Origin of the sequence: Methyloceanibacter sp. wino2 (genome assembly GCF_003071365.1) — a bacterium.
Taxonomy (GTDB): Bacteria; Pseudomonadota; Alphaproteobacteria; order Rhizobiales; family Methyloligellaceae; genus Methyloceanibacter.
This window is the reverse complement of sequence record NZ_CP028960.1, coordinates 1,622,200-1,640,276: the sequence shown is the minus strand read 5'-3', so window position 1 is coordinate 1,640,276 and position 18,077 is coordinate 1,622,200. Positions and strand designations below refer to the sequence as shown.

The 18,077-nt window shown below is 65.3% G+C and carries 16 protein-coding genes and 1 tRNA gene; 7 read left to right on the top strand and 10 right to left on the bottom strand.

Going from position 1 to position 18,077, the window contains the following annotated elements:
• Nucleotides 1-57: 57 nt before the first annotated feature.
• The 6 genes from DCY11_RS07600 to DCY11_RS07575 form a co-directional block, all read right to left on the bottom strand.
• Nucleotides 58-504: a DUF1761 domain-containing protein gene (locus tag DCY11_RS07600; protein ID WP_108682382.1), complete on the bottom strand. Its 447-nt coding sequence runs from the start codon at nt 502-504 to the stop codon at nt 58-60.
• Between the two features lie 71 nt (nt 505-575).
• Nucleotides 576-1,007 carry an EVE domain-containing protein gene (locus tag DCY11_RS07595; protein WP_108682381.1) on the bottom strand — a complete coding sequence of 144 codons (432 nt, stop codon included), beginning with the start codon at nt 1,005-1,007 and terminating at the stop codon, nt 576-578.
• 13 nt (nt 1,008-1,020) lie between these two features.
• Nucleotides 1,021-1,311, bottom strand: a complete 291-nt coding sequence (locus DCY11_RS07590) for a YciI family protein (protein WP_108682380.1) — start codon at nt 1,309-1,311, stop codon at nt 1,021-1,023.
• A 53-nt stretch (nt 1,312-1,364) separates the two neighbouring features.
• The gene (locus tag DCY11_RS07585; protein ID WP_108682379.1) at nt 1,365-2,372 is read right to left on the bottom strand and encodes an NAD(P)H-dependent glycerol-3-phosphate dehydrogenase; all 1,008 of its coding nucleotides are present in this window, start codon (nt 2,370-2,372) and stop codon (nt 1,365-1,367) included.
• A 60-nt stretch (nt 2,373-2,432) separates the two neighbouring features.
• A complete protein-coding gene (tsaD, locus tag DCY11_RS07580) occupies nt 2,433-3,515 on the bottom strand; it encodes a tRNA (adenosine(37)-N6)-threonylcarbamoyltransferase complex transferase subunit TsaD (protein ID WP_108682378.1) in 1,083 nt (360 codons plus the stop codon).
• On the bottom strand, nt 3,512-4,459 hold the full coding sequence (locus DCY11_RS07575) for a DUF808 domain-containing protein (RefSeq protein ID WP_108682377.1): 948 nt from the start codon (nt 4,457-4,459) through the stop codon (nt 3,512-3,514). The genes tsaD and DCY11_RS07575 overlap by 4 nt, the downstream gene beginning before the upstream one ends.
• A 215-nt stretch (nt 4,460-4,674) precedes the next feature.
• On the opposite strand from DCY11_RS07575, the gene hemC reads away from it, so the two are divergent.
• From hemC to DCY11_RS07545, 6 genes are all read left to right on the top strand, one after another.
• Nucleotides 4,675-5,601 carry a hydroxymethylbilane synthase gene (hemC, locus tag DCY11_RS07570; protein WP_208430429.1) on the top strand — a complete coding sequence of 309 codons (927 nt, stop codon included), beginning with the start codon at nt 4,675-4,677 and terminating at the stop codon, nt 5,599-5,601.
• Nucleotides 5,602-5,610: 9 nt separating this feature from the next.
• Nucleotides 5,611-6,327: a uroporphyrinogen-III synthase gene (locus DCY11_RS07565; protein WP_108682375.1), complete on the top strand. Its 717-nt coding sequence runs from the start codon at nt 5,611-5,613 to the stop codon at nt 6,325-6,327.
• A gap of 88 nt (nt 6,328-6,415) precedes the next feature.
• Nucleotides 6,416-7,981, top strand: a complete 1,566-nt coding sequence (locus DCY11_RS07560) for a COG4223 family protein (RefSeq protein ID WP_108682374.1) — start codon at nt 6,416-6,418, stop codon at nt 7,979-7,981.
• A gap of 3 nt (nt 7,982-7,984) precedes the next feature.
• Entirely contained in the window at nt 7,985-9,748 is a 1,764-nt protein-coding gene (locus DCY11_RS07555) for a heme biosynthesis HemY N-terminal domain-containing protein (protein ID WP_108682373.1), read from the top strand.
• Nucleotides 9,749-9,851: 103 nt separating this feature from the next.
• Nucleotides 9,852-9,927 (top strand) — tRNA-Thr (locus tag DCY11_RS07550).
• A 149-nt stretch (nt 9,928-10,076) separates the two neighbouring features.
• The gene (locus DCY11_RS07545) at nt 10,077-10,676 is read left to right on the top strand and encodes a cysteine hydrolase family protein (protein ID WP_108682372.1); all 600 of its coding nucleotides are present in this window, start codon (nt 10,077-10,079) and stop codon (nt 10,674-10,676) included.
• 7 nt (nt 10,677-10,683) lie between these two features.
• On the opposite strand, the gene DCY11_RS07540 is transcribed toward DCY11_RS07545, so the two are convergent.
• Complete coding sequence (locus tag DCY11_RS07540; protein ID WP_208430428.1) at nt 10,684-11,544, bottom strand: 3-hydroxybutyryl-CoA dehydrogenase; 861 nt, start codon at nt 11,542-11,544, stop codon at nt 10,684-10,686.
• Nucleotides 11,545-11,933: 389 nt separating this feature from the next.
• Here DCY11_RS07540 and DCY11_RS07535 point away from each other — a divergent pair, with 389 nt between their 5' ends.
• Nucleotides 11,934-14,399: a DUF3141 domain-containing protein gene (locus DCY11_RS07535; RefSeq protein ID WP_245409308.1), complete on the top strand. Its 2,466-nt coding sequence runs from the start codon at nt 11,934-11,936 to the stop codon at nt 14,397-14,399.
• 31 nt (nt 14,400-14,430) lie between these two features.
• On the opposite strand, the gene DCY11_RS07530 is transcribed toward DCY11_RS07535, so the two are convergent.
• The 3 genes from DCY11_RS07530 to DCY11_RS07520 form a co-directional block, all read right to left on the bottom strand.
• On the bottom strand, nt 14,431-15,333 hold the full coding sequence (locus DCY11_RS07530; protein ID WP_108682370.1) for a MipA/OmpV family protein: 903 nt from the start codon (nt 15,331-15,333) through the stop codon (nt 14,431-14,433).
• Nucleotides 15,334-15,474: 141 nt separating this feature from the next.
• Complete coding sequence (locus DCY11_RS07525; RefSeq protein ID WP_108682369.1) at nt 15,475-16,668, bottom strand: acetate/propionate family kinase; 1,194 nt, start codon at nt 16,666-16,668, stop codon at nt 15,475-15,477.
• Complete coding sequence (locus DCY11_RS07520) at nt 16,668-18,077, bottom strand: bifunctional enoyl-CoA hydratase/phosphate acetyltransferase (RefSeq protein ID WP_174202141.1); 1,410 nt, start codon at nt 18,075-18,077, stop codon at nt 16,668-16,670. The genes DCY11_RS07525 and DCY11_RS07520 overlap by 1 nt, the downstream gene beginning before the upstream one ends.

Genomic DNA, 18,077 nt, shown 5'->3' with positions numbered 1-18,077 from the left:
GGGACATTATGCCGCCATGCGGGGCGGTGGAGAAGTGTCTGCGGGTCATTCTTTCGTCTAGACCCGACTTTCGTCGAAGACCTGGGGCCGTCTAGACCCGAAGGCGCCGAGGATGGCGCCCATGACCAGGAGCACGGCCAGCCAATGGCCGCCGTCAATGGCGGTGAGTTTGGTGCTGGCGCCGCTGAAGGCGTGGTTGACGCCCATGGTCGTGATGACGAACCCGATCCAAATGAAGAAGCCGCTGATGAGCCCGCCCCGGACCGTAACGTTGCCGAGGTGTCCCATCAGTCCGGACAGCATGATCGCCATCACCAGGTTGGCGACGATCGCGATCACGAAAGGCATGGCTTTGGCGCCGCCGCCGGCCTTGGTCTCGTCGCAGCTCTTGCCGAGGGCGTCGAGCCACGCCTTGCCAAGGACCGTGTACCAGATCGCACCGACGCCGAATCCCGCCAGTGCGGCGACCACGACGGCCAAATAGTTCGCCCCTGCGAATGCCATGTTTGCCTCCCCGCAGCCATCACGGCTGTCTTGTTCGACAAGACCTTAACGCAGAAAAAGCGGCGAGAGCACTAGGCCGTCGGCGGATTCTTTAGCCCCGCCAGCGCACACACCGCTTTCCACTCGGCCGCAGTCACCGGTTGCACGGACAAGCGCGAGTTGTTGACGAGAACCATGTCGGCGAGTTTCGGCGTCGCCTTGATCTCGTCGAGCGTGACGGGTTTCGGGAGATCCTCGACGGCGGCGACATCCACGCATTCCCACTTGCCCGTGGTGTCCGTGGAGTCCGGATGCGCCTCCACGACCACCTTGACGATCCCCACGCACGCCTTCTCGCCGATCGAGTGGTAGAAGAAGGCGAGATCCCCCTTCTTCATCGCGCGCATGTTGTTGCGGGCCTGGTAGTTGCGCACCCCGTCCCACTCGGCGCCCTTCGCGCCTTCCTTCTTCTGATCCTCCCACGACCACGTGCCGGGTTCGGACTTCATCAGCCAATACGCCATCGGACCTCCGCGCCTACTCTTCCGGCTTTCCGAGAGACCACTTCCAAGGGCGGATGTCGACCGAGGCGAACAGGCCTGCCTTGGCGAAGGGGTCAGCGTCGGCGATCGCTTGCGCGTCGGCGAGCGAGAGCGCCTCGATCACGACGAGGCTTCCGGTCATGGTCTCGCCGTCCTCGGCCGTGAACGGGCCGGCAAATTTCAGCGTGTCTCCCAATCCTTGGAGGTAGGCCAGGTGTTCGGGGCGGTGCGCCTTGCGGATGGGCAAGCCGTCCGGTTTGTCGGTGCAGATGAACGCGAAATACATTCAGGCCTCCCTCGGGTAGGTGTCGAACGCCGCTGCCGCGGCGCGCTGTTTCGTCATTCGGTCTCGGAGCGCAAGGGGCGCGAGAGCAGTGCGTCGATGGCAGCATCGACACCCATCTCGCCGCTCACAATGGCATGGACCGCCTCGGCGATGGGCAGCTCGATGCCCCGCGCCCGGGCGATCTCCACCATGGCTTGCGCCGTCGCCACCCCCTCGGTCACGGACAAGCGCTCCGACAGGACTTCCGCCGTCGTGGCGCCCCGGCCCAGGGCGATGCCGAGCGACATGTTGCGCGACTGCTCGCTGCCGCAGGTGAGCACGAGGTCGCCCAGGCCCGACAGACCGATCAGCGTTTCCAGCGCGGCGCCCATGGCCACACCGAAGCGCGCCATCTCGGCAAAGCTGCGGGTGATGAGCCCGGCTTGAGCGCTGCTGCCGAGTTCCTTGCCGACGACAATGCCGGCGGCGATGGCGTAGACATTCTTGACGGCGCCGCCGATCTCCGCACCGACCACGTCGCCGCTCCAATAGCAGCGGAAGGCCGGCGCGTGGAGCGCATGGGAGAGGTCCCGCCCCAGATCTTCCGCGCCAGTCGCAAGGGTCACGGCAACGGGCAATTCGCGGGCGGCCTCCGCGGCAAAACTCGGGCCGGACAGGACGGCGATCGTCGTGCCCGGCAACACGTCGGCGGCCACTTGCGACATCAGCAGGCCGGTCGACTGCTCGATGCCCTTGCAACACAGGACGAGCGGTTGCCCGCTCCGCATATAGGGCTGCAAGGCGCCGAGGATATCGCGCAGGTGCTGCGCGGGGCTCACGATCAGAAGCGCATCGCAGGTCGCCACCTCGCTCAGTTGCGACGTCGCTTCGATGGCCGGGTCGAGATCGACGCCCGGCAGATAGGTGGGATTGGCGTGGGTTTGATTGATCGCGGCGACGGTTTCGGGCTCGTGGGCCCACAGCAACACGTCGCGGCCCGCACGCCGTGCCACGGTCGCGAGGGCCGTTCCCCACGCACCGCCGCCCACAATGCCGATCGTCTGAAGCTGCCTGCCAGTCACGGCGACCGGTTTTAGCGCAGATTCGCCTTCCGCGTGGACGAAAAAGCACCGAATGCGGCGTTAGGCCTTCACGCCGGCGCCGAGTGCCGGCGCCGCGTCCGGATCGAGCGGCCAGCGTGCGCGCGCCGGCGTGCCCATATCGTCCGTGAGGCCGCGCGCCAGCCGCTGAGCACCGGCCCAGGCGATCATGGCGGCGTTATCCGTGCACAGGTGCGGGGGCGGCACCACCAGCCGGTATCCGCGCGCCGCCGCCACTTCACCGAGCGCGGTCCGGAGCGCCCCGTTGGCCGCGACGCCACCCGCGGCGACGAGCGTTAGCACCGTGTCCGCGGGGGCGAGGTCTTCGAACAGGTCCATGGCCCGGGTGACGCGGTCCCGGACCACGTCGCCGACGGCTTCCTGGAAACTGGCGCAAAGATCGGCGACGTCCTGCTCGCTGAGAGGTTCTCGTGCCATGGCCTCCTGGCGCAGCGCCGTCTTGAGACCGGCGAGCGAAAAATGCGGCTCGGGGCGACCCATCATGGGGCGCGGCAGCGGAACGTTCGCAGTCCCGCGTGCGGCCCAGCGCTCGACCTCCGGCCCGCCCGGATAGCCGAGCCCGAGCAGCTTGGCAGCCTTGTCGAACGCTTCGCCGAGGGCGTCGTCGAGGGTGGTGCCGAGACGGGTGTAGGCGCCCACGTCGTTCACGACGACGAGCTGCGTGTGCCCGCCCGAGACGAGCAGAAGCAGATACGGCGGATGGACATCGTCCGTGAGGCCGGGGCTGAGCGCGTGCGCTTCCAGGTGATTGACCGCGACGAACGGCTTTCCGGCCCCGAGCGCGATGGCCTTTGCGGTGGTCAGGCCGACGATGACGCCGCCGATCAGGCCGGGACCGGCGGCGGCGGCCACACCATCGAGGTCGCCGAAGTCGAGCCCGGCCTCCGCCATGGCCTGGTTGATCGCCGGCTCCAGCAAGTCCACGTGAGCGCGCGCGGCGATCTCCGGCACGACGCCCCCATAGGCCGCATGGAGGTCGAGCTGGGCCCGGACGACATTGGCGAGAATCTCGCCGCTGCCATCGGCGCGAAGACGCACGACCGCGGCGGCGGTCTCGTCGCAGCTGGTTTCGATGCCAAGGAGCGTGAGTGGTGTCCGGTTCATTTCTCCGGAAATAGCACACCGATCGGCATCAGCAGTACCGTCACGACCGGAATGAGGATCGATCCGAGCAGGAAGCCGAAGACGGCATGCACCGTGGCGGTGACGATCCAGGTGAGCGCACCGCCCGCGTCATCGCCGATCAGCGACGTCACGATCCAGCCCGTGGCCTCGTGCGGCCATGAGACGTGCAGGGTGTGAAGGCTGTGCTCGACGATGCTGCCGCCGACCCAGAGCATGGCGATCGTACCGACGACGGAGATGACGTTGAGGACCGTAGGCATGGCCACGACAAGACCACGCCCAAAGGAACGAAGGAACTTCAGCGACGCCTCCTGGCTCATATGCAAGCCGATATCGTCGACCTTCACGAGCAGCGCGACGGCGCCATAGACGATGACGGTGAACACGACGGCGACAACCGCCAAGACGATGGCGCGGGTCAAAAGGTCGTCGACCTCGATGGTCGACAGAGCGATGGTCATGATCTCGGCCGACAGGATGAAGTCGGTCTTGATCGCACCCTTGACCCGCTGTTCCTCGAGATGAGCGGCGCTGACGGGCTTTTCCGTGTCGCGCTCGGTCTCATGATGGCCGAGCATCCAATGCCAGATCTTCTCGGCGCCTTCGAAACAGAGGTAGCAGCCGCCGAGGAGCAGCAGCGGTGCGATGACCCACGGCGCGAACGCTTGAAGCAAGAGCAGCGCCGGCAACAGGATCACGAGCTTGCTGACGATCGACCCGGTGGCGATCTTGCCGACCATGGGCAGTTCGCGGGCTGCGGCGATACCCGTGACGTATTTCGGCGTCACGGCGGCATCGTCCACCACCACGCCCGCCGACTTGCCCGTGGCTTTCGCCGCATGGGCGGCGATGTCGTCGACCTGCGCCGCGGCCATCTTGGCGATGGCGGCGACGTCGTCGAGCAATGCGAGAAGGCCGCTCATGGCTTCAGTTTCGCTCCAACCTTGTTCTGCCCCCGTAGCGGACCGCCTTGTTATACGCAACACGCGAGCGGTGCGACAGTTGCGGCGGCAAGGCTTCGAGGTCGGCCCGAATGGCCTGGGACATTGAAGGGGCTGGCGAAACGGTCCAATAATGGGGTACTCCCCTCCGTGAGTCGCCCGCGCAGCCTATTGTTAATGCGAGGATTTTTCGCAGCTTGCCCGCATCACTTCCCATCGGCACACGAGGCAGTCCCCTCGCGCTCTGGCAGGCCGAGCACGTGCGCGACCGCCTCGCGGCCCATCACGGTCCGGAGCTCGGCGCGGCGTCGCTGAGCGTGATCACCACCAGCGGCGACCGAATCCAAGACAAGCCGCTGGCCGATTTCGGCGGCAAGGGGCTGTTCACGAAGGAAATCGACGAAGCCCTTCTTCGGGGCGATATCGCGCTTGCCGTGCATTCCATGAAGGACCTGCCGACGCAGCTTCCGGATGGACTGTGCCTTGCTGCCGTCCTGCCGCGCGCCGACGTGCGCGATGCCTTTCTCAGTACATCCGCGGCCTCCTTGGCGGCGCTCCCGGCCGGCGCCGTGGTCGGTACCTCTTCCTTGCGCCGGGGCGCCCAGGTCAAGCGGGCGCGCCCTGACGTGCGCGTCGTCGACTTTCGCGGCAATGTTCAGACGCGCCTGCGAAAACTCGCCGAGGGCGTCGCGGACGCAACGCTGTTGGCCAAAGCGGGCCTCGACCGGCTCGGCCTCGCCGATGCGGCCACGTCGGTGCTTTCGGTGGGCGACATGCTGCCGGCTGTCGCACAAGGTGCGATTGGCGTCGTTGCACGCTGTGATGATGGCGAGACGCGCGCGCTGTTGCAGCCGCTGAACGATGCGGCGACGCAGACCGCCGTCACCTGCGAACGGGCATTTCTTGCCGAGCTGGACGGGTCGTGCCGGACCCCTATCGCGGGACTTGCGGTGAGTGAGGGCGACACAATCCGGTTTCGCGGGTTGATTCTCTCTCCGGACGGCGCAGAGTGGCACGAGGTTGAAATGACCGGACCCGGCGCCGAAGCAGAAGCGATCGGCCGCCAGGCCGGCGAGGACGTGCGCGGCCGTGCCGGCTCCGCGTTCCTCGACAAGCTGACGTGATGTGAACGAATGCGCTTGCTCGTAACGAGGCCGGAACCGGATGCGACAAGGGAAGCGGAGACGCTGTCCGCATTGGGGCATGAGCCTGTCCGGGCCCCGCTGCTCGAGATCGAGTTTCTTCAGGACGTCCCGCTGAATTTGAACGGCGCGCAAGCGATCGTCATTACGAGCCGGAATGCGCTGCGCGCCCTCGGAACCCATCCCGAACGCGACAAGGCGGTCGAACTGCCGCTATTCGCCGTCGGCGAAGCGACGGCTTGGGCGGCCCGGCAGTTGGGCTTCACCGAGGTGACCATCGGCCCCGGAACGGGCGCGGGGCTGCCGCCGATCATCTGCACGGAAGTTCATCCCGACCACGGTCCGCTGCTCCATATCGGTGCGGAGAAGGTCGCTTACGACCTGAAGGGCACGCTCGAGGAAGACGGCTTCGAGTTGCGCCGGGTCGTCCTGTACCGCTCGCACCCCGTCGAGGAGCTGAGCGAGCAGATCGTCGAGGAACTCAAGCGGGGCGACGTGGACGGCGTGCTCTTGTTGTCGCCGCGGACCGCGCGCGCATTCGCCAGACTCATCCAGCGCTACGGCCTCGTCACACAAGTTAAGGGACTCGTTTGCTATTGCTTGTCCAAGGCGATAGCAGAGGCCGTCGTGCCCTTGGGCGTCGAAGCACGCGTTCCCCCGTATGCGCGTGAGGAGGATCTCATTGCGCTGGTGGAGGCCGGTGCGTGAGTATTTTCTCGATGCGTGCCACGGGCCGATTCGATTTTCGGCTGTATGAGTTCGGCCACATTGGCGACAGCGCAGAGGTCATGATGCGATGAGCGGTACCTTCGACGAGAGGGGCACGGGATCCGATTCCGCGGACAAGCGTCCGCGCCCGACCATCGAGGGCACGGCGACGGAAGTGTCCGTCGAACCGAGCGCCGAGGAGTCGAAAGCCGAAGAGACGACGGCGGGAGCGCTCGAGGCCGGTTCCGCCAGCGCGGACGAAGCGCCGGCACACGAGGCGGACGTCGAGGAGTCCGGCGAGGACAGCGCCGATGGCGATGAGCCGGGCGAGGCGGATGGAGAGTCCGACGCGCAAGCCGACGAGGCACAGCCGGCGCCTGCGGCCGTATCCAGCGACCGCTCGTTCGGCAGCAGATTTCTCGCCTGGATCGGTGCCCTCTTCACCCATGCCTTGGCGGGGCTCGCCGGCGGGCTCGCGGTCTTGGCGGCCTTGGTCTGGGGCTACCTGCCGGTAAGCGCGCCGCAACAAGAGGCCGGCATCGAGAACATCGAGACCAGGATTGCCGCGCTCGAAACTGCGCCGAAGACCCCGGACAACGCCGACGCTCTCGCGGCATTGCAGTCCCGTCTGACGACGCTTGAGTCCACGTCCGGAGAGGCTGCAACGCCGGCCGTCGACCCGGCCGAGGTCAAGACACTCGCGGCACAGGTGGCCGAGATGCAGCAGAGCCTCAAGTCGATGGCCGAGGCGGCGAAAGACGGCGGTTCCGTCGCTGACGCCGCGGCGATCAGCCGGCAGGTCGCGGAGGCCGAACAGCGTCTCGACAGTCAAATACAGAGCAAGGTCCAGACAGAGGTTCAGTCGGCCTTGGCCGGCGCCACGGCGTCCGGCGCAGACGGCAAAACCGTCGAGGCGCTGAAGTCGGAAGTTTCCGCTCTCGACGCCAAGCTCAAGGCGTTGACGACGGCCACGATGTCCGCGGATGACGGGCCAAAGTTGAAGCCCGAGATCTCAGCGTTGCAGCGGCGCCTGAACGAGATCGAGACGACGCTTCCGTCTTTGGAGCGCGCGGTCGATGAGGAGAACGCCCAAACCAGGAAGGCCAATCTCACGATCGCCTATTCGGGCCTGCGCGACGCGGTCAACTCGGGCCGCCCCTTCGCGCCGGAACTCGCGGCCATGACGGCGCTGTCGACCGACACGAACGACCTCGAAGACCTTGCCGAGTACGAGCATACCGGCATTCCGACCGTACCGATGCTGGCCGCCTCGTTTGCCGCGCTGCGCGAGCAAGCGCTGGCCGCGCAGCCTGAAGCCGAGCAGGATCTTTTTGGCCGGCTCCTCGGCGGCGCCCAGTCGCTCGTCAAGGTTCGGCGGATCGGGGAACAGCCGGACGGCACGGGGCCGGATGCGATCCTGGCCCGCGCCGACGCGAAGCTCCAAGCCGGGAATCTCCAGGAAGCCCTTATGGAAGTTGAAAAGCTCAAGGGGCCGGAGGCCAAGACCTTCGGACCGTGGATCGACGATGCGCTCGCGCGCCTCGATGCGGACACGGCCTTGCAGCGCATGCAGGAGGCGCTACTTGTATCCTTGGCAGAAACTGACGGCGCCCCTCAGATTGTGGTCCCCCCGGCGGCAGACGAGACAGAATAGCCGATGACACGCATCCTCTTTTTCACGCTCTTCGTCATCGCGGCGGCGCTGGGACTTGCCTGGCTTGCCGACCGGCCCGGCACGATCTCGGTGGAGTGGCTGGGCTATCAGATCGAGACCAGCGCCTTCGTCGGCGTTGTGTCCCTGTCGGTGTTCGTCGTGGCCGTGATCCTGATCTTGGCCATACTGCGCTATATCTGGACCCGGCCGTCGGCTGTCGCCGCGCATATGCGCCAGCGCAAGCAGAAGCAAGGCTTCGACGCGCTGTCGCGTGGACTCGTTGCCATCGGGGTTGGCGACCGCGCCCAGGCGCAGCGCTATGCGGGGGTCGCTCAGCGCAACCTGCCGCAGGAGCCGTTGACGGCCCTGCTGAAGGCGCAAACCGCCCAGCTCAAGGGAGACGACGCGGCCGCGCGGCGGACCTTCGAGGGCATGCTCGACAATCACGATACGGAATTGCTCGGCGTGCGCGGTCTCTTTCTCGAGGCGAAGCGTGCGGGCGATGAGGGGGCGGCGCTCGTCCTCGCGCAGCAAGCCGTCGACCGTAATCCGAAGCTGGCCTGGGGCGTCAATGCGCTGTTCGATCTTCAGGCCCGGTCCGGCGATTGGGATCGCGCTCTGAACACGCTCGCGGTCGCCCGCCAGAACGGACATGTGGATTCGAAAAGCGCGAACCGGCGCCGCGCGGTGCTGCTGACCGCCGAGGCGCGTGAGACCGAGGCCTTCGATCCCAGCAAGGCGCTCATCCTGGCAAACGAGGCCTTGCGGCTGGCGCCGTCGCTGGTGCCGGCGGCCGAGATTGCGGGGCGCCTGCTTGCGTCCAAGGGCGAGGTGCGCGCCGCGTCCCGGCAGATCCTGCGGACCTGGACGCTGTCGCCGCATCCCAGTCTTGCCGTGGCCTACGCCTTCGCCAAGCCCGGCCTGTCGCCGAAGGACCGCCTGAAGCGCGTCGAATATTTGGCCAAGCAGACCCCCGACGACGTGGAAGGCTCCGTCGCCATTGCCCAGGCCGCCGTGGAGGCCCAGGAGTGGGATCGGGCGCGCGAGGCTCTGGAGCCGTACCTCGAGGAAGCGCCGTCGGCCCGGATCTGCACCCTGATGGCACGGATCGAAGGCGGCAGCGGCGACAAGGGCCGCGAGCGCGAATGGCTTGCCAGGGCGCTGCGGGCCCCGCGCGACCGCGCCTGGATCGCCGACGGCTACGTCTCCGACCGCTGGCTGCCGGTGTCACCGGTTACCGGCGTCGTGGACGCGTTCGAATGGAAGGCGCCGGCGGACGCCATCGGCCGGCCCGACGAGACGCTTCAGATCGACGAATGGACCGGGCCGCCGCGTGATGCCAGCGCCATGCGCCGCGACAGCCATCCGGCGCATGCGCCTGACCTGCAAGACGAGGCCCGGCCCGCACTGGGCGAGCCGGTGACCGAAAGCCCATCCGTGATCGAGGGCACGGCCGAAGAGGTTGCGGTGTCCCCGCCGCCGTCGGCCGAGCCTCAGCCCGCCGAAACTGCCGCCGCACAGCCCGAGGATAGCCCGTCCGCGCAAGCCGCGCCGGCGCCTGTGACGTCGGTCACGCCTACGGAGAACGCCGGACCCGAGGCCAGTTCCGCTTCCGCCGTCAAGACAGGTGACGGCGCTGCCGGCGAGAAGCCGAGCGCGTCGATCCTCGTCCCTCCGCGGGCGCCCGACGATCCAGGCGTGGCGCCGGACACCGAAGACGAGAGCGAAGTCTCGCTGGAACGGCTGCGCTCCGCCCACATCCGCTAGAGGCGCGGATGCCAATTTCGGGCGGGGGACCCGCGCATTCTGCATCGCGGCGCGCTTGCGCCGCGCGGCCAATGGCATTAAGCACGAGGCCACACTGAAAAGGGCCGCAATAGCTCAGTCGGTAGAGCGGCGCATTCGTAATGCGTAGGTCGGGGGTTCGAATCCCTCTTGCGGCACCATTCTCCTCACCCCTTCACGTCCAATTTCGGCTGATCCGGCAAGTCCGGATTCACTCTCCTTTTAGGCGCTTCTTTTTTTCCGCCTGCCTGCGCTAGGATGCTTGCCGAAAGATCGGCGCACCGGCCGACGCATCGTAGGAGGGAACTGCATGTCCAACCCGACACTTCGCGATCTCACCGGCATGAGCCCGGACCCCGCGCCGATTTCGACGAGCGCGCTTGTCTTGATCGACTGCCAGCAAACCTATCGCGAGGGCGTCATGCAGCTCGAGGGCGTCGAGCCGGCTCTCAAGGAAGCGGCCGAGCTGCTTCGGCGGTTCCGCGAGGCGGGGCGCCCCGTCATCCACATCATGCACGATGCGGGCGAAGGGACGCCCTATGACGTCGGCGCGCCGATCGGACAGATTGCCGATGTGGTGGCACCGGTCGACGGCGAGACGGTCATCATCAAGAGATTTCCATCCGCCTTCGAGCAAACGGAGCTCGATTGGGAGCTCAAGAAGCACGGCGTGGACAATGTCGTGTACGGGGGGTTCATGACCCATATGTGCGTGAGTTCGACCGCGCGGTCGGCCTTCAACAAGGGCTATGCCAATACGGTCGTCGCGGGCGCCACGGCGACGCGTGAGCTCGCAAACCCGGCGACCGGCGAGGCCATGCCCGCCGAGCAGCTTCAGGGAGCCAGCCTATCGGCACTCGCGGACATGTTCGCCGTGGTCGTCCCGAAAACCAAGAACCTGCCGGATTGAGCCGGCCCTAGCTGCCGTAGTCGAAGAAGCCCTTGCCGGATTTGCGGCCGAGATAGCCGGCCGCGCACATCTGCTTCAGAAGCGGGCTCGGCCGGTACTTAGGGTCGTCGAAGCCGTTGTAGAGCGTCTCCATGATGTTGAGACACACATCGAGGCCGATCAGGTCGGCCAGCGCCAAGGGCCCCATCGGGTGGTTGGCGCCGAGCTTCATCATGTCGTCGACGTCCTCTGGCGCGGCGACGCCCTCGGCCACGCAGTTCACCGCCTCGTTGATCATCGGGATGAGCACACGGTTGACCACGAAGCCGTAGCTGTCCTTGGAGACCTTCGCCTCCTTGCCGACCTTGGCGACCATGTCCGTCACCGCGTCGCAGACGTCGTCGGACGTCTGGAGCGCGCGGATGATCTCCACCAGCATCATCAGCGGGACGGGATTGAAGAAATGCATCCCGATCACCCGCGAGGGGTCCTTGGACACCGCCGCGATGCGCGTCACGGAGATGGACGAGGTGTTGGTTGCGAGGATCGCGTCCGGACGGCAGACCTCGTCCAGCTCCTTGACGAGACCCGCCTTGAGATCGAAGACTTCGAGAATGGCCTCGACCACCAGATCGCAGTCGGCCAAGTCGGACAGCTCCGTCGTCCCGGTGAGCCGTTCCAGCGTCGCATCCCGGTCGGCGCTGCTGATCTTCTCTTTGGAAACAAGGCGGTCGAGGCTCTTCGCGACGGTCGCCATCCCCCGGTCGACATACTCGGGTTTCAGGTCGCGCATCACCACCGGGTAACCGGCCGCGGCGAAGGTCTGCGCAATCCCGTTGCCCATCGTGCCCGCGCCGATCACGCCGATCTTGCGAATCTCGATTGCCATTGACGCCCCCATTTTTTCAGACGCTATGCAGAGGATCCGCCGGGGCCGGGCTGCGGGCCAAGATCGGGTCCCTTGATCAAGTCCCGTGCGTCACCCGGACAAGCGGAACGCTCTTCCCCGCTGGCTTAACCATCTTGCGTTGTCAGTAGGGTGACACTTCCCGGCGGCTGACGCACAGTGACTCTGTGTCGCCGGGCTTTCGGTTGCAGGTGCGACAGAAAGGCCTAGAATGTTAGGCAAATAAGACGAAGGCCTTATCGGTCAGGGTGGACACGCTTCAAAGGGCTGTCATTCAATACGCGTAGGTTTTTCTCTACGACAGACGCTACAACGTTCCGACAGCTCTGCTTGAACAGACGCAGACCTGCAGATCAAAGGTCCACAGTCCCATGACCGATACGGTTGCCGACACCGGCCCGACTTCCGACGACGTTATTGAATCCATGTTCGACTCCGTCGCGAAGGCGGTCTCGGAATCGCCTGCCGTGATGCTCAACCGGCGGGTCGAGGCTGCGACACAAGTCTCCGAGGGCCTCCAGACGACGCAGACCTTCCTGATGCACAGCGCGATGAGTCACGCCGAGCGCATTGCCCACGAGCATCAAGAACGTCTCAAGGCCTCCTTGGCCACGCTGTCGGATATCGCCAAGGGCTTCTCCGAAAATCCCGACTTTGATGGTCTCGCGGGGGCCTGGCAGGCTTACGTGAACGACAGTATGCAGCGCGGGGCTCTGTTCCTCGACACCATGCGCGAGCGCGGCGACATCTTCTTGGAGCACGAGGCGGCGGGGTGTCCCCCTGTCCTGACCTACGACTACGAGGTCGTGCTCGACGGCGCAGATCTGCGCCATCCCTGCAACTACATGCTGCTGAAGATCTTGCCGCCCGAAGGCATCGAGATCGACGCCACCGCGCGGCCCTACGTGATCATCGATCCGCGTGCGGGGCACGGCGCCGGCATCGGCGGCTTCAAGTCCGACAGCCAAGTCGGCGTTGCCTTGGCGAAGGGTCACCCGGTCTATTTCGTCGCGTTCCGGCGTGAGCCGATCCCCGGCCAGACCCTTGCCGATGTGACGCGCGCGGAAGCCGAGTTCGTTCGCGAGGTGGGACGTCGCCATCCCCAATCCCCAAAGCCCGTCGTCACCGGCAACTGCCAGGGCGGTTGGGCAACGCTTCTCCTTGCCGCGACCAATCACGACCTTACCGGGCCGATTGTTCTGAACGGGTCGCCCGTTGCGACCTGGGGCGGAGAGGTCGGCAAATACCCGATGCGCTACAACGGCGGCATTTTGGGCGGCACATGGCAGCCGATGTTCTGGTCGGACATGGGCGATGGCGTATTCGACGGCGCCCATCTGGTGCAGAACTTCGAGATGCTCAATCCGAGCCGCAACTATTTCGGCAAGTATTACGACCTCTATCGCGACATCGACCATGGCCGCGAGCGCTTCTTGGAATTCGAGAAGTGGTGGGGCGGGTTCTTCCTTCTCAACGAGGCCGAAATCCACTGGATCGTCGAACAGCTCTTCGTCGGCAATCGGCTCGCAAAGAACGAAGCGCAGCTCGAGCCCGGGCGGCACATCGATGTAAAAAACATCCGTTCACCGATTATCGTGTTCGCCAGCCAAGGCGACAACATCACGCCGCCGCAGCAGGCGTTGAACTGGATCGCGGACAGCTATGCGGACACCTCTGAAATCAGAATCCGTGGCCAGCGCATCATCTACATGGTGCACGACCAGGTCGGCCATTTGGGTATTTTCGTTTCCTCCAAGATCGCCAAACGCGAGCACACGGAGATGACCGGCACGATGGAAGCGATCGAGTCGCTCCCGCCTGGCCTCTACGAAATGAAGATCGACGACTATCAGGGTCACGGCGAGGGCCGTGAGTTTACGGTGAGCTTCCACGAACGCAAGCTGGATCAACTCCGCGCTCTCGACGCCAAGCGCGACGACGAGCAGCCATTCGCGGCCGTTGCCCGCATGTCGGAGATTCAGGCGCAGCTCTACGATCTTTGCTTGCGGCCTTTCGTGAAGGCGGCAGTCAATCCGGGTATCGCCGAACTCGCGCGGATGCTGCATCCCTTGCGGCTGCAGCGCGGGCTGGTGTCCGGCCGCAATCCCGTGATGGCCGGCGTGACGAGTCTGGCCGAGAAAGCCAAGGAAGAGCGCGAGCCGGTAGCCGGCGACAACCCCTTCGTTCAGGCCGAGCGGGTGTTCGCATCACTCTTCGAACAGTCTATCGACTTCATGCGCGACGTCCGCGACGCGATGTACGAGAACATGTTCTTCTCGATGTGGTCGACGCCTTGGGCGGCGACGTTCGGTGCGCCCAACCTGCTGGGACGGACGCTCAAGAACGAGGCCGAACTTCGGGCGCTCCCCGAAGTTCAGTCGGCTCTGCGTCACATGTCGGAAGGCGGTTTCGCCGAGGCTGTGATCCGCATGCTGATCCTGCTTGCGGACTCGCGCGGCGAAGTGCGGCGTGACCGTCTGGAGCGGTCCGGCACGGTGCTCACGCAGGACGAACCCTTCCGGTCGCTCAGCACCGACCAGCGGCGGCAGATCATCGACGAGCAGACCCTGGTGGTTCAGTTCGAGCGTGAGGCGGCCATCCAGACATTGCCGGATCTCCTCAAGACCGCCGAAGACCGGAAGCTGGCTGCCGAGGTTGCCCAATTTGTGCCGGGGTCCATCGAGGAGATGTCGCCGAATACGCTGGAAATGCTTCAGCGCTTCCGCCACGTCTTAGGCCTGTCGCCGATTTCCGGCGACATCACGAAGGATCCGCTCGCCGGCCGCGGTTTCGGTACGCTGCGTGGGGGTTCGAGGATGCCGTCGGCCGCCGAGTAGCGGAGGCGCCTGGGCCAATGAGACGCCCGGCCTAGCGGTCCCAGTAGAAGCGATAGGCGAGGCCCACGGTCCCTGACACCTGATCGGGTGTCTGTACGACGGGGCTGTCCGCGGCCTCGTCCAGAAGCCGGCTATAGTTCACACCGCCCTTCAAGACCCAGCGGTCACTGATGTCATAGGTGCCGCCGACGGAGACGAACACGTCTTTGATGCCGCCATCGGTCTTATAGACCGGCAGGCCTGCCCTGGAGCGGTTGGCCTCGGCCTGCGTCACGCCGAAATAGGTCTGCATGTATTCGGCGCTGGCAAAGGTTGTGCCGACGCGGACGCCGGCCTTCAAGCGATCCGTCAGTTGCTTCTCCGTCTCGATGCCGAACCGGTATTGCGGACCGGCGGAATCGCCCGTGACCTTGTCGATATAGGCGGCATCGAACGTGAAGGCGCCGAGCGTGTAGGCTGTGTACGCGCCAAGCACGAGACCGCCCTCGACATCGCCGAGGCCTTTCAGAAGATCGCCGTCGTCTTGATCGCGCGTCGTGATGTAACCGGTCACCGCCCCGATCTGAAAATGGTCGCCGCCAAAAGCGCGGATCCGGATTTCATCGAGCCCCCGGAAGGTGACGCGCTGGCGTACTTCCTTGAAGATGCCGTCCGGCGTGTCCTCGGTCTCGACAAACGAGGGAATGATCATTGGGATCGGAATGACTTCGTGCTCGTTCGAGCCTTCGTATTTAGGCTGGATGATCGCAGCCGCGCCAAGCGCGACGCTCTTCCGCACAACGGTCTCGCCGCCCGCGGGGCCGTCGACCAGCGCCGCTTGAGCATGTGCATCGGTTGCGGCAAAGCCGCCCGCGAGGACGGCACAGATGGCGCCGACCCTCAGAGCACCGTGGGCGCAACCCTGGTGCCGCGCAAACCCTAACCCAAGCCGCATTCGTGAAACCCCGTTGAATCGTCCGGCATTTTTAGCATGGATAGGGTTAACCAGATAGTCGCGAGGGTCACAAATGGCCCGAGATCGTCATAGGAATTTGCGATGGAATTCCGGGGGCTTGGCGGCAGGCGCGGCAGGCGATCAGGCCGCCGCGGCCGACGCGATGGCCTCTTGCGCCTTCTCGGCTGCGTGAGAGGCGATCATCAACTCTTCATTGGTGCGGATGATGAAGACGCGGACACGGGAGCGCTGGGACGAGATGATCGTCTCGCCCGCGCGGTTCTGCGATTCGTCCAGTTCGAGACCCAGCCAGCCAAAGTCCTGGCAGACGCGTTCGCGGATGCGCCAAGCGTTCTCGCCAATGCCACCGCAGAAGACGAGCGCGTCGAGACCCGACAAGATCGCCACCATGGCCCCGAGCTCGCGGCGAATGCGATAGACGAAATAGTCAATCGCGCGCCGTGCCTCGATCGTGCCGGCCTCTTCCAGCACGCGCATATCGTTCGAGATTCCCGACAGACCTTTGAGCCCGGACTGCTTGTAGAGCAGGTTCTCGATCTCCGCCGCCGAGAGGCCTTTCTCGGCCATCAGGTATAGAACGACGCCGGGATCGAGCTGACCGCAGCGTGTCCCCATGGGCAGGCCGTCGAGCGCGGTGAAGCCCATCGTTGAGCCGACACTCTGTCCGTCTTGGATGGCGCACATCGAAGCGCCGTTGCCCAGATGTGAGACGACCACGCGCCCGGCTGCGTGCATCGGCGCCAGCTGCCGCAGCGCGCGCGTCACATACTCGTAGGAGAGGCCGTGAAATCCGTAGCGCCGGACACCTTCTTCATAGAGCTCCAACGGCAACGCGTAGGTGTCGTTCACCCAGGGGTGTTGCCGGTGAAACGCCGTGTCGAAACACGCAACCTGCGTCGCCTCCGGGAAGGCCGCCTGCGCGGCCCGCACCCCGGATAGATTGTGCGGCTGGTGCAACGGCGCCAGCGGAATCAGTTTCTCGAGAGCGGCGAAGCGGTCTTCGTCGATGATCACCGGCGAGCCGTAGTCGGGGCCGCCATGGACGATGCGATGCCCGACAGCCTTCACCTGGGCGCCGGAGAATCGGTCGTCCATGAGCGCGAGGATCGCGACCAGTGCCGAGGCATGATCGCTGACCTCGGCGGCGTCGAGATCCTGTTCGGTCTTTTCCGCCTCGGCGATCCGCGCGCTCAGATGCGGTTTCGTCCCGATCCCTTCGATCTGTCCCCTCACGCGCTCGTCGAGACTGTCCGCCTCGAACAGCGCGAACTTGATGGACGACGATCCTGCATTGAGCGTGAGGATATGGGTCATTACTCGGCCGCCTCCGCAAGTCGTGACCCGACGGGGAAACCGTTCTCCTGCCAGAACCGGTACAGCACCGCGATGGCGCAAGAGGCGAGCCGCGCCTTCTCGCCGTCGGCGCGGCTGGTCAGGATGATGGGTACGGAGGCACCGAGCGCAATGCCTGCGGCCTCGGCGCCGGACACGAAGGCGAGCTGTTTCGCCAGCATGTTGCCCGCCTCGAGATTGGGAACGATGAGAACCTCGGCATGCCCGGCGACGAGGCCCGTGACGCCCTTGGTCGTGGCTGCTTCGGCGTCCATGGCATTATCCATCGCGAGCGGGCCGTCGACGACACCGCCTTTGATCTGGCCGCGATCCGACATTTTCGAAAGTGCCGCCGCATCTAGGGTCGAGGGGATCTGAGGGTTCACCGTCTCGACCGCGGACAACACGCCGACCTTGGGTTTCTGGATGCCGAGAGCCAGGGCCACGTCGATGGCGCTCTGGGTAATGTCCACCTTGGTCGCGAGGTCCGGCGTAATGTTGATGGCCGCATCCGAGATGATCAGCGGATGATCGAGCCCCGGCACATCCATCACGAAGGCGTGGCTCATGCGGCGGCTCGTGCGCAAGCCGCCCTTGCTCTTCAGAACCTGATGCAACAGATCGCTCGTGTGCAAATGGCCCTTCATGATCGCCCCGGCGTAACCCTCGTGCACGAGTTCGACGGCCCTGCCGGCCGCGGCGACATGATCGGGAATGTCGATGATCTCGAACATGCCGAGATCTTCGCCCGCCTCGTGGGCAGCCTGACGAATGAGCGGCTCGGATCCGATGAGGATCGGCCGGATGAGCGCATGCCGTGCCGCTAGGAGCGCGCCGCCGAGAGACTCTTTCTCTTCCGGCGCGACGACGGCGGTCACGAGCGGCTCAAGTCCCTCGCAAGAGTGAATGTAGTGGTCGAAGTGTTGGTGACGCTGGAGGACGATCTCCGGCAACTCTTCCATGTCGACCCGGACTTTGCGCTCCGGCGCGAGCACCTCGGCCACACCCTCGGCGACCGTCTCGCCGCCGCGTCCTTTGACAACCGTGTCCATCACCACGACCGAGTTCGGGAGCTTCTCCTTCACGGTGACGGTGATCGTCAGTTCGTCGCCCACGTGGGCCCGGTCGAGAAACCGAAGGGTCTGTGACCGGTACAATGTTCCCGGTCCCGGCAGCACATTGCCGAGCACCGACGAGATCAGGGCGCCGACCCACATGGACGGTGCGACCGCCTCGTGATCGTCGTGCTCGTCGTCATCCGGAATATGAAGCGGATTGAGATTTCCGGACGCATGGGCAAAGACGAAAAGGTCGTTCGCGGTGCAGACGCGTTTGACCGACTCCGTGTCGCCAATCGAAAGTTCGTCGTAGAGCTTGTTCTCGCGGATCAT

Coding starts and splice junctions, on each gene's coding strand:
- DCY11_RS07600 (WP_108682382.1), bottom strand. CDS start 504: ATGGCATTCGCAGGGGCGAACTATTTGGCCGTCGTGGTCGCCGCACTG.
- DCY11_RS07560 (WP_108682374.1), top strand. CDS start 6,416: ATGAGCGGTACCTTCGACGAGAGGGGCACGGGATCCGATTCCGCGGAC.
- DCY11_RS07520 (WP_174202141.1), bottom strand. CDS start 18,077: ATGATCCGCGAGAACAAGCTCTACGACGAACTTTCGATTGGCGACACG.
- DCY11_RS07545 (WP_108682372.1), top strand. CDS start 10,077: ATGTCCAACCCGACACTTCGCGATCTCACCGGCATGAGCCCGGACCCC.
- DCY11_RS07590 (WP_108682380.1), bottom strand. CDS start 1,311: ATGTATTTCGCGTTCATCTGCACCGACAAACCGGACGGCTTGCCCATC.
- DCY11_RS07575 (WP_108682377.1), bottom strand. CDS start 4,459: ATGAGCGGCCTTCTCGCATTGCTCGACGACGTCGCCGCCATCGCCAAG.
- DCY11_RS07595 (WP_108682381.1), bottom strand. CDS start 1,007: ATGGCGTATTGGCTGATGAAGTCCGAACCCGGCACGTGGTCGTGGGAG.
- DCY11_RS07540 (WP_208430428.1), bottom strand. CDS start 11,544: ATGGCAATCGAGATTCGCAAGATCGGCGTGATCGGCGCGGGCACGATG.
- DCY11_RS07565 (WP_108682375.1), top strand. CDS start 5,611: ATGCGCTTGCTCGTAACGAGGCCGGAACCGGATGCGACAAGGGAAGCG.
- DCY11_RS07535 (WP_245409308.1), top strand. CDS start 11,934: ATGACCGATACGGTTGCCGACACCGGCCCGACTTCCGACGACGTTATT.
- DCY11_RS07530 (WP_108682370.1), bottom strand. CDS start 15,333: ATGCGGCTTGGGTTAGGGTTTGCGCGGCACCAGGGTTGCGCCCACGGT.
- DCY11_RS07555 (WP_108682373.1), top strand. CDS start 7,985: ATGACACGCATCCTCTTTTTCACGCTCTTCGTCATCGCGGCGGCGCTG.
- tsaD (WP_108682378.1), bottom strand. CDS start 3,515: ATGAACCGGACACCACTCACGCTCCTTGGCATCGAAACCAGCTGCGAC.
- DCY11_RS07525 (WP_108682369.1), bottom strand. CDS start 16,668: ATGACCCATATCCTCACGCTCAATGCAGGATCGTCGTCCATCAAGTTC.